The organism is Pseudomonas sp. EGD-AK9, assembly GCF_000465935.2.
Lineage (GTDB): Bacteria > Pseudomonadota > Gammaproteobacteria > Pseudomonadales > Pseudomonadaceae > Aquipseudomonas.
In genome coordinates this window covers 1-10,602 of record NZ_AVOF01000064.1, presented here as the reverse complement: position 1 = coordinate 10,602, position 10,602 = coordinate 1, and the positions used below count along the sequence as shown (strand labels likewise).

The 10,602-nt window shown below is 68.0% G+C and carries 11 protein-coding genes and 1 pseudogene; 5 read left to right on the top strand and 7 right to left on the bottom strand.

What is annotated here, in order from left to right:
* The 5 genes from glcF to N878_RS03590 form a co-directional block, all read left to right on the top strand.
* Nucleotides 1-740, top strand: a 740-nt coding sequence (glcF, locus tag N878_RS03610; protein WP_021442325.1) for a glycolate oxidase subunit GlcF, incomplete at its 5' end; no start/stop codon positions are given.
* Between the two features lie 210 nt (nt 741-950).
* On the top strand, nt 951-1,349 hold the full coding sequence (locus tag N878_RS03605; RefSeq protein ID WP_021442324.1) for a heme-binding protein: 399 nt from the start codon (nt 951-953) through the stop codon (nt 1,347-1,349).
* Between the two features lie 78 nt (nt 1,350-1,427).
* Nucleotides 1,428-3,605: a malate synthase G gene (locus N878_RS03600; RefSeq protein WP_021442323.1), complete on the top strand. Its 2,178-nt coding sequence runs from the start codon at nt 1,428-1,430 to the stop codon at nt 3,603-3,605.
* Between the two features lie 303 nt (nt 3,606-3,908).
* A complete protein-coding gene (locus N878_RS03595) occupies nt 3,909-5,609 on the top strand; it encodes an L-lactate permease (RefSeq protein WP_021442322.1) in 1,701 nt (566 codons plus the stop codon).
* A 111-nt stretch (nt 5,610-5,720) separates the two neighbouring features.
* Nucleotides 5,721-5,888, top strand: coding sequence for a rubredoxin (locus tag N878_RS03590; protein WP_021442321.1), 168 nt, complete (start codon nt 5,721-5,723; stop codon nt 5,886-5,888).
* Between the two features lie 179 nt (nt 5,889-6,067).
* Here N878_RS03590 and flgN read toward each other — a convergent pair whose 3' ends face one another.
* The 7 genes and pseudogenes from flgN to N878_RS03555 form a co-directional block, all read right to left on the bottom strand.
* A complete protein-coding gene (flgN, locus tag N878_RS03585) occupies nt 6,068-6,511 on the bottom strand; it encodes a flagellar protein FlgN (protein WP_021442320.1) in 444 nt (147 codons plus the stop codon).
* Nucleotides 6,508-6,786, bottom strand: coding sequence for a flagellar biosynthesis anti-sigma factor FlgM (gene flgM, locus N878_RS03580; protein ID WP_021442319.1), 279 nt, complete (start codon nt 6,784-6,786; stop codon nt 6,508-6,510). Before flgM ends, flgN begins: the two co-directional genes overlap by 4 nt.
* Before the next feature lie 135 nt (nt 6,787-6,921).
* The gene (locus tag N878_RS03575) at nt 6,922-7,347 is read right to left on the bottom strand and encodes a flagellar FliJ family protein (protein WP_021442318.1); all 426 of its coding nucleotides are present in this window, start codon (nt 7,345-7,347) and stop codon (nt 6,922-6,924) included.
* Nucleotides 7,344-8,660 carry a flagellar protein export ATPase FliI gene (fliI, locus tag N878_RS03570; RefSeq protein WP_021442317.1) on the bottom strand — a complete coding sequence of 439 codons (1,317 nt, stop codon included), beginning with the start codon at nt 8,658-8,660 and terminating at the stop codon, nt 7,344-7,346. Before fliI ends, N878_RS03575 begins: the two co-directional genes overlap by 4 nt.
* A 1-nt stretch (nt 8,661) precedes the next feature.
* Nucleotides 8,662-9,354 carry a flagellar assembly protein FliH gene (fliH, locus tag N878_RS03565; RefSeq protein ID WP_021442316.1) on the bottom strand — a complete coding sequence of 231 codons (693 nt, stop codon included), beginning with the start codon at nt 9,352-9,354 and terminating at the stop codon, nt 8,662-8,664.
* A gap of 1 nt (nt 9,355) precedes the next feature.
* Nucleotides 9,356-10,420, bottom strand: coding sequence for a FliG C-terminal domain-containing protein (locus tag N878_RS03560; protein ID WP_021442315.1), 1,065 nt, complete (start codon nt 10,418-10,420; stop codon nt 9,356-9,358).
* Nucleotides 10,395-10,602: pseudogene (locus N878_RS03555) on the bottom strand (flagellar M-ring protein FliF); the annotation flags it as partial. The gene N878_RS03560 and the pseudogene N878_RS03555, both read right to left, overlap by 26 nt.

The window sequence follows — 10,602 nt, the reverse complement described above, 5'->3', positions numbered from 1 at the left end:
CACGGCCGACCACGCAACACGCCCGCCGCGTGCTGATGCTCGAAGGCTGCGTGCAGCCGGGGCTGTCGCCCAACACCAACGCCGCCACCGCGCGCGTGCTCGATCGCCTCGGCATCGGCGTCACGCCGATCCGCGAGGCCGGCTGCTGCGGCGCCGTGGACTACCACCTCAACGCCCAGGAGGCGGGGCTCAACCGCGCGCGGCAGAACATCGACGCCTGGTGGCCGGCCATCGAAGCCGGCGCCGAAGCCATAGTACAGACCGCCAGCGGCTGCGGCGCCTTCGTCAAGGACTACGGCCATCTGCTCGCCGGCGATCCGGCCTATGCGAGCAAGGCGGCGCGGGTCAGCGCATTGGCCAAGGACCTGGTCGAGGTGCTGCAGGGCGAAGCACTGGAAAAGCTGCAGGTACGCGCGCAGCAGCGCCTGGCCTTCCACTGCCCCTGCACCCTGCAGCACGCGCAGAAGCTCGGCGGCGCGGTGGAAAGCGTGCTGAGCCGCCTCGGCTTTGGCCTCACCGCCGTGCCGGACGGCCACCTGTGCTGCGGCTCGGCCGGCACCTATTCGCTGACCCAGCCGGAGCTGTCGCGGCAGCTGCGCGACAACAAGCTCAATGCCCTGGAAAGCGGTCAGCCCGATGCCATCGTCACCGCCAATATCGGCTGCCAGACCCACCTGGACGGCGCCGGGCGCACGCCAGTGCGGCACTGGATCGAGCTGGTCGAGGAGGCGATGGAATAAGCCCGACAGTTGCCGCCCGTAGGTTGGGTTGAGTCGCGCAGCGGCGAAGCCCAACGGGCAGACGACCTGGCGAATCGCGTTGGGCTTCGCTGCGCTCAGCCCAACCTACGGAACAGGTCGAAGACAAGACCGCGCGTAGCCGGATGCCATCCGGGACGCCCCTAACAGCCCCCCCGGCATTGGTCCGGGTCAAGCACCACGAGGTATGCCATGCAGCACAAAGCCGTACTCAGCCAGAACGAAGTCACGCAGATCATCCAGGCGGCCCGCAGCGAAGCGCAGCAACAGGGCTGGGCCGTGGCCATCGCCGTGGTCGACGACGGCGGCCACCCGCTGGCGCTGGAACGCCTCGACGGCTGCGCGCCGATCGGCGCCTACATCGCCACCGAAAAGGCGCGCAGCGCCGCCCTCGGCCGTCGCGAAACCAAGGGCTACGAGGACATGGTCAATGGTGGCCGCAGCGCCTTCCTCAGCGCGCCGCTGATCACCTCGCTGGAAGGCGGCGTGCCGGTGCTGGTGGACGGCCAGGTAGTCGGCGCCGTCGGCGTGTCCGGGGTCAAGGCCGACCAGGACGCGCAGGTGGCCAAGGCGGGTATCGCGGCGCTGTAAGCCGCGCGCCGTTTCTTCCCGCCAGACGAATTTCACAGGCATCCCAGACAACCCGGATGCAGACAGGAGAACAGCAAAATGACCGAACGCGTGCAATGTCAGCGCCTGCAGGTGGCCGCCGAACTCAAGCAGTTCATCGAAAGCGAAGTGCTGCCCGGCAGCGGTATCGAGGCAGCGGCCTTCTGGAGCGGCTTCGACGCCCTGGTGCACGACCTGGCGCCGCGTAACCGCGCGCTGCTGGCCGAACGCGACCGCCTGCAGACCGAGCTGGATACCTGGCATCGCGCCAACCCCGGCCCGATCCGCGACATGGCCGCCTACCGCGCCTTCCTCGAGTCCATCGGCTACCTGCTGCCGCAGCCGGAGAAGGTCAAGGTCAGTACCGCCAATGTCGACAGCGAGATCGCCAGCCAGGCCGGCCCGCAGCTGGTGGTGCCGGTGATGAACGCGCGCTACGCGCTGAATGCCGCCAACGCCCGCTGGGGCTCGCTGTACGACGCGCTGTACGGCACCGATGCGATCAGTGAAGCGGGTGGCGCCAGCAAGGGCCCGGGCTACAACGAAGTGCGCGGCGCCAAGGTGATCGCCTTCGCCCGCGCCTTCCTCGACCAGGCGGCGCCGCTGGCCAAGGGTTCGCACGCCGACGCCCGCGCCTATGCCGTGGTCGCCGGCCAGTTGCAGGTGACCCTCAGCAGCGGCGCGCAGAGCGCCCTGGCCCAGCCGGAGAAATTCGTCGGCTACCAGGGCGAAGCGGCCACGCCGAGCGCCGTGCTGCTGAAGAATCACGGCCTGCATTTCGAGATCCAGATCGACGCCAGCAGCCCCATCGGCCGCAGCGACGCCGCCGGGGTCAAGGACGTGCTGATGGAAGCGGCGCTGTCGACCATCATGGACTGCGAGGACTCGGTGGCCGCCGTCGACGCCGCCGACAAGGTGCTGGTCTACCGCAACTGGCTGGGCCTGATGAAGGGCGACCTGGCCGAGGAGCTGGACAAGGGCGGCAAGCGCATCGTCCGTCGCCTCAACCCGGATCGGGTCTATACCGCCGCCGACGGCGGCGAGCTGTGCCTGCACGGCCGCTCGCTGCTGTTCGTGCGCAACGTCGGCCACCTGATGAGCAACCCGGCGATCCTCGATGGCGAAGGCCAGGAGATCCCCGAGGGCATTCTCGACGCGGTGGTCACCAGCCTGATCGCCCTGCACGACCTGCAGCGCCGCGGCAACTCGCGCAGCGGCAGCGTCTATATCGTCAAGCCGAAGATGCACGGCCCGTTCGAGGTGGCCTTCGCCAACGAGCTGTTCGGCCGCGTCGAGCAGCTGCTGGGCATGCCGGCCAATACCCTGAAGATGGGCATCATGGACGAGGAGCGGCGTACCAGCGTCAACCTCAAGGCCTGCATCGAAGCCGCCAGCGCACGGGTGGCCTTTATCAACACCGGCTTCCTCGACCGCACCGGCGACGAGATGCATACGGCGATGGAGGCCGGCGCCATGCTGCGCAAGGGCGACATGAAATCCAGCGCCTGGATCGCCGCCTACGAGCGCAACAACGTGCTGGTCGGCCTGGCCTGCGAGCTGCGCGGCAAGGCGCAGATCGGCAAGGGCATGTGGGCCATGCCGGACCTGATGGCGGCCATGCTCGAGCAGAAGATCGGCCACCCCAAGGCCGGCGCCAACACCGCCTGGGTGCCGTCGCCGACCGCCGCCGTGCTGCACGCCCTGCACTACCACCAGGTGGACGTGCAGGCGGTGCAACGCGAGCTGGAGCTGATCGACCTGGCCGAGCAGCGCGACGGCCTGCTGAACGACCTGCTCAGCGTGCCGGTCAGCGCCGAGCGGCCGTGGAGCGCCAGCGATATCCAGCAGGAACTGGACAACAACTGCCAGGGCATCCTCGGTTACGTGGTGCGCTGGGTCGAACAGGGCGTCGGCTGCTCCAAGGTGCCGGATATCCACAACGTCGGCCTGATGGAAGACCGCGCCACCCTGCGCATCTCGGCTCAGCACATCGCCAACTGGCTGCACCACGGCGTGGTCGGCGAAGCCCAGGTGCGCGAGGCGCTGCAGCGCATGGCCCAGGTGGTGGACGGGCAGAACGCCGGCGACGCCGCCTACCGGCCGATGGCGCCCGACTTTGAAAAATCCCACGCCTTCCGCGCCGCCTGCGACCTGGTGTTCAAGGGCCGCGAGCAGCCGTCCGGCTACACCGAGCCGCTGCTGCATGCCTGGCGCCTGCGCTTTAAAGAGGAGGTTTGAGCATCTCACCGATCATGTAGGAGCGGCGCCCCGCCGCGAAGCCGGAGAAAAGCTTCGCCCCGGGGCGGGGCTCCTACACAAGCGGGTTAACAACCGTGGATGGCTCTTGACGCCTCCACGGAGCAGTAGCAAGCCCTGACGGCTCCTGGCCGTCGGGGCTTTCGAGCATGAGCGCGGCGGCGGGCGATCCCCCTCGCCGCAGCTCGCGGAAGGGTCGGTGCCGTGGCGCCCGGCCGTTCCAGATGCGTGGCGCCGGGTATCCCCGGAAAACTGTGGTTCACAAGAAAAAGAAGGAACCAACCCATGAGTCAAACGCTGCTGTCCATCCTGGCATTCGTGCCGCTGGTGCTGGCGGGGGTACTGCTGATCGGCTTTCGCTGGCCGGCCAAGTACGCGATGCCGCTGGTGTTCGTCCTCACCGCCCTGATCGGCCTGACGGCCTGGGACATGTCCCTCAACCGGGTCGTCGCCTCCAGCCTGCAGGGGCTGATCCTCACCGCCTCGATCCTGTGGATCATCTTCGGCGCCATCCTGCTGCTCAACACCCTCAAGCATTCGGGGGGCATCAGCGCGATCCGCCGCGGCTTCTCCAACATCACCCCGGATCGCCGGGTGCAGGCGCTGATCGTCGCCTGGCTGTTCGGCTGCTTCATCGAGGGCGCCTCCGGCTTCGGCACCCCGGCGGCGGTGGCCGCGCCGCTGTTGGTGGCGCTGGGCTTCCCGGCGCTGGCCGCGGTGGTGCTGGGGATGATGGTGCAGTCCACCCCGGTGTCCTTCGGCGCGGTGGGCACGCCGATCCTGGTGGGCGTCGGCGCCGGCCTGGACAAGACCGGCATCAGCGCCCAGCTGGTGGCCAACGGCAGCGACTGGGAGACCTTCTTCCACCTGATCTACTCGCGGGTGGCGATCACCCACGGCCTGATCGGCCTGCTGATGCCGCTGGTCATGGTGATGATCATGACCCGCTTCTTCGGCAAGAATCAGAGCTGGAAGGAAGGCCTGGCGGTAGCGCCGTTCGCCATCTTCACCGCCTTCGCCTTCTCCCTGCCGTACATGGCCGCCGGGGTGTTCCTCGGCCCCGAGTTCCCGTCGATGATCGGCGCCCTGGTCGGCCTGGCCATCGTGGTGCCGGCGGCCAAGGCCGGCTTCCTGCTGCCCAAGGAGCAGTGGGACTTCGCCGACCCCAAGGACTGGCCGAGCGAGTGGATGGGCAAGATCGAGATGAAGCTGGACGATATCGCCGGCAAGACGCCGATCTCGGTGCCCATGGCCTGGGCGCCCTACCTGCTGCTGGCGGTGTTCCTGGTGATCTCGCGTACTTTCCCTGAAGTGAAGGCGGCCATGATGAGCCTGAGCTTCGGCTGGAAGGACATCCTCGGCGAGACCGGCGTGTCCGGCACCATCGAGCCGCTGTACCTGCCCGGCGGCATCCTGTGCATGGTGGTGCTGGCCACCTTCTTGCTCCATCGCATGCGTTTCGCCGAGCTCAAGGCGGCAGTGGGCGAATCGAGCAAGACCCTGCTTGGCGCCGGCTTCGTGCTGATCTTCACCATCCCCATGGTGCGCATCCTGATCAACTCGGGGGTCAATGGCAGCGACCTGATGTCGATGCCGGTGGCCATGGCGCAACTGGTGGCCGATAGCGTCGGCGGCGTCTACCCCTTCTTCGCCCCGGCCGTGGGCGCACTGGGCGCCTTCATCGCCGGCTCCAACACGGTGTCGAACCTGATGCTGGCGCAGTTCCAGTTCAACACCGCTGGGCTGATCGGGGTCTCCGGGGCGATGATGGTGGCGCTGCAGTCGGTGGGCGCGGCGGCCGGTAACATGATCGCCATCCACAACGTGGTGGCGGCCTCGGCCACCGTCGGCCTGCTCGGGCGCGAGGGCATCACCCTGCGCAAGACCATCCTGCCGACCCTCTACTACCTGCTGGCCGCCGGCTCCATCGCGCTGATCGCCATGTACCTGATGCTGATCAGCGACCCGCTGCATCTGGCCGGCTGAGACCCGACTTTGGTTGGCCCGCGCGGGGCGGCATTCGTCGCCCCGCCGCTTGGCGCCTGTCGGCAATTGCGGTAGCGTGCCTCGCGCAACTGAGATTCGCCTGAGGTTTATATGAAGAAGTGGCAATGCGTGGTCTGTGGACTGGTATACGACGAGAGCCAGGGCTGGCCTGACGAAGGCATCGCCGCCGGCACCCGCTGGGAAGACGTGCCGGAAGACTGGCTGTGCCCCGACTGCGGCGTCGGCAAGATGGATTTCGAGATGATCGAGATCGGCTGATCCCAACTCATCCCAGATAAAAGGCGACCCTAGGGTCGCCTTTTATCTGGGGCTAGTAGCGGAGCCCCGCGTATCACGTTGCGGGGCTGCCCAGCATCGATTGCAAGGCAGGCGCTATTGGGGGGCACCCCGTCGCGACCAAATCGGTGCCGGCGAAGCCGCCGAGCTCGCGCTCGCCATTAGTAGGGCTGCGGCGCGTACAGCTGGCCGGCGCCCGGCTCGCCGAGCAGCTGTTCGAGGATTTCGTGGTGCATGGCCAGCAGCTTGCCGTTGCGCTCGTTGAGACGCTTGCACTGGCCGGCGAGCTGGCCGAGCTGCTGCCAGGTGTGTTCGAGGTTGTTGCGCTGGGTCTGCGGGTAGCGCGCCAGCAGTTGCTGCATGGCGGCGTTGCCGCTACCCAGCTGGAAAGCGGCCAGCACCTTGCTGCGCCGCTCGGCGCGGGCCCTGGCCTGCTCGACCAGGGGCGTGACCTGTTCATTGAGCAGGTCGATCTGCCGGCTATCACGCTTGAGCAACTGCTGATACAGCTCCTGCATCAGACCGCGCAGTTTCAGGTAATCGGCGCAGTCCTGATGCAGGTCCTGCTCGATCACCTGAAGCAGCTGTTGCTCACGCGCCGTCACGCATCGCTACCGCTGTGGTAGGTCAGCATGCTGCCGGCCAGCGCTTGCGGGTCGCTGCTCAGCTCGCCGCGAACCAGCGCGGCCTTGAGCTGGGCGACCTTGTCCAGATCGACCTCGGGCAGGCTGCGCAGGGCCTCCTGCAGTTGCTCCAGACGCGGCTCGGCGCTGGCCGCCGCACGCGAGGCGGTGCTGGTCTGCGCACGGGCGCCCTGTACCTGGGCCGGCGCGTCGCTGGGCAGGTTGAGGCTGGGCTTGAGGTGCCTGCTGATTTCCATGATTCGAATCCAACTCGTGGTGTTATGAGGCTAAAGCGACCGACCGCGGCCGGCACTTAAATCCCTTGCCGCAAAAAATCCTCGGGAGCGACGTTTGACCTCGTCGGCGACCGCCATGGCTGGCGTGCTCGCCACTCAGCTCACCTGCGCCCGCCACCAGGCCTGGGCGGCCAGGCCATCCTGGATCTTCTGTTCCTGCTGGGCAAGCAGTTGCTGCCACTGGCTCATCTTGTGTTCGAGAAACTGGTTGATCGCCTTCTCGCTGCGCATCGCCGCCAGCAGCTCGCCCTGGATGCGCGCCAGGTTCTCCTCGGCCAGCGCCAGCTCGCGGCGCTGCAGTTCGACCATCTTGTACAGGGTGGCCTTGTAGCGCTGCTGGTTGTCGCGCTGCAAGGGCGTGGTCATCGGCACGCTGAAGCCGCACAGGCGGCTGAGCCCGGTGATGTTGTTGCGGTAGCGCTGGCACAGGTTCTGCTGGTAGCTGACCCGGCCGAGCATCTGCTGCACCTTGCTGCCGCGCAGGCTGGCCAGGCGGCCGAGCACTTCGATCTGCTGTTTCATTTGATGATGCCCTGCAGGGTGGCGATGCTGGCGCCGAGTTCGGCGCCGGCACCGACCTCCTGGCGCAGGAAGCGTTCGAGGCTGGGCGCCAGCTGCACGGCGCGGTCGGTCTTGGCGTCCATGCCGGGGGTATAGCCGCCCAGCGGGATCAGCTCCTTGATCTTCTCGAAGGTGCTGTAGAACTCCTTGAACTGACGCGCCGCGCCCTGGTGCGCCGGCTCGCTGACCTGGCTCATGCAGCGGCTGACCGAGGCGGCGATGTCGATGGCCGGGTAATGGCCGACGTCGGCCAGGCGCCGCGACAGCACGATATGGCCGTCGAGAATGGCTCGCGCGCAGTCGACGATCGGGTCCTGCTGGTCGTCGCCCTCGGCCAGCACGGTGTAGATGGCGCTGAGGCTGCCGCTGCCGCTCTCGCCGTTGCCGGCGCTTTCCACCAGCTCCGGCAGCATGCCGAACACCGACGGCGGATAACCCTTGGTCGCCGGCGGCTCGCCGAGGGCCAGGGCGATCTCGCGCTGGGCCATGGCGTAGCGGGTCAGCGAATCGACCAGCAGCAGCACGTCCCGGCCCTGGTCGCGGAAGTAGGCGGCGATGCTGTGGCACAGCTCGGCGGCCTTCAGCCGCATCAGCGGCGACTCGTTGGCCGGCGCCACCACCACCACGGCCTTGCGCAGGCCCTCCTCGCCCAGCGAATGCAGGAGAAACTCCTGCACCTCGCGGCCGCGCTCGCCGATCAGCCCGACCACCACCACCTCGGCCTTGGTCTGCCGGGTGATCATGCCCAGCAGCACGCTCTTGCCCACCCCGCTGCCGGCAAACAGACCGACGCGCTGGCCCTTGCCCAGGGTCAGCAGGGCATTGATGGCGCGCACGCCGACGTCCAGCGGCGCCCCCACCGGCCGGCGCTTGAGCGGATTGACCGTGGGCAGCTCGACCGGTAGCGGGTCGCGCCCGCCCAGCTTGCCGCGCTCGTCGAGCGGCTCGCCGAGGCCGTTGACCACCCGGCCGAGCCAGGATTCATCGATCTGCAGCAGCGCCTCGTCCTTGGCCGGGAACACCCGCGAGCCGGCGGCCAGGCCGACCGGCTTCTTGAACGGCATCAGGTAGGTGATATCGCGGTTGAAGCCGACCACCTGGGCGTCCAGCAGCGTGCCGTCGGCCTGCTCGACGCGGCAGCGCTGGCCGGTGCTGCGCTGGCAGCCAAGGCTCTCCAGCAGCAGCCCGGAAACCCGCACCAGGCGCCCGGCCACCTTGGCCAGCTGCACGCCGTCGAGCGAGCGCAGCGCTTCGTCGAGCTTGTAGTCGAGCATCTCAGGCCTCGGTCAGATGCAGGTGTTCGGCCAGGGTGTCGAGGCAGGCATCCAGGCGCTGCTGGCAACCCACGTCGGCCTCGGCCTGCGGCGTGATCACCCGGCACTCGCCGAGGGCCAGGCGCTCGTCGGCCACCAGTTTCCAGCCGGCCGCGCGCTCCGGCGCCAGCGCCTTGATCCGCGCGTATTCTTCGGGGCTGAGCAGCACCTGCACCTCGTCCGCCTCGCCCGGCATGCTCGCCAGGGCTTCCTCGACCAGGGTCAGCAGCTGGGTCGGGTGCAGGGTCAGCTCGCAGCGGATGACCTGCTGCGATACCTTCTTCACCAGCTCCAGCAGCTCCTGGCGGCGCTTGTGCTCCAGTTCGCCGAGGTACTGCTCGAGACGCTCGCTGATGCGCTGCAGCGGCTGCGCCGCCTGCTCGAACTCGCGGCGGCCTTCGCTGCGGCCCTCCTCGCGGCCCAGGCGCAAGCCCTCGGCCCGGCCTTGTTCGAAGCCGGCCTGGCGCCCGGCGTCCTCGCCCTGCTGCAGGCCGTCCTGGTAGCCCTTCTCGATGCCCTGCTGGAAGCCATCGGCCATGGCCCGCTGCAGGCCGGCGGCATCACCGCGCCAGTCCGCCGCCGGCTGACTGCTGCGCGGCGGGAAGCGATAGGCGCGCCACTGGCGGGCATCGCCCCTGATCACCTTGAGCGTCATCTCATTCCACCGTCTGTTCGCGGAACAACTGCACCTGCAGCTCGCCGCTGGCCGACATCTCGCGCACCACGGCCATGATGTCCTTGCGCACCTGCTCGACCCGGCTCAGCGGCACCGGCCCCTGGCGGCGGTTGATCGACTCCATCTGCTGCGCCTGGCGCTTGGGCAGGGCGCCGGTGATGGCGCGCACCAGCTCGGGCTCGGCGCCCTTGAGGGCGACCACCCATTCCTCCAGCGGCACCGCCTCGAGCAGCGCCTGCAGCACGTCCTGGTTCTGCCGCGAAAGGATGAAGAAGTCGTACATCTCGTCCTCGATGCGCTCCACCAGCTGGTCGTCGTGGGCGCGCAGCAGCTCGAACATCTGGTTCCGGTCGCCCTTGAAGCGGTTCATGATGTCCGCCGCCTGCTTCACCCCGCGCACCTGCGAGCCCTGGGTGCTGAGCACTGCCAGGCTGCGGTCGATCAGCTGCTCCAGCTCGGCGATCACGTCGCTGTTGACCTCGCTGAGGTTGGCGATGCGATAGAGCAGCTCGTCCTGGCGCTCCCTGGGCATGCATTCGAGCACTTCGCTGGCCATGCCCGGCGGCAGGAAGGCGAGGAACACCGCCTGCATCTGCGCGTGCTCCTTGGCGATCAGCACGGCGAACTGCTTGGGATCGAGCCACTCCATCTTGGCCATCTTGGCGCGGATCTCCTCGCCGTAGATGCTGTCGAGCAGCGACCGGGTGATCTCGCTGCCCAGCGCCTTGCTGAGCATGCCGGCCAGGTAGCCGCGCGAGGCACCCTTGATGCTGCTCTGCTCCTTGTAGTCCTCGAAGAAGCGGCCGATCACGTCGGAGACCATCGGCTGCTTGACGTTGGACAGGCGCGCCATGGCCTGGCTGATGGCGACGATCTCCTCGCGCGAGAAGTGGCGCAGCACCCCGGCGGAAATCTCGTCGCCCATGCTCAGCATGAGGATGGCGGCCTGCTCGGAGGAGCTCAGCGAACGGTTCTGCACGCGCAGGCGCATTTCCTTGGCGGTGGAACCACCGCGGCCGTCAGGCTGGGTTGAGGTCTCGTTCATTGCGCCCTATCCATTGTTTGATGACTTCCGAGACGCGCTCGGGATCGTTCTTGGCCAGCATCTGCAGATGCTCGATCTGCAGCTCCAGGCCCGAGCCGGGCGCCGGCAGGCGAATTTCCGACAGCGGATTGAGCTCGCCGAGCACCGTGGCGCCACCGTGCGGCGCGTCGCCGACGCGAGCC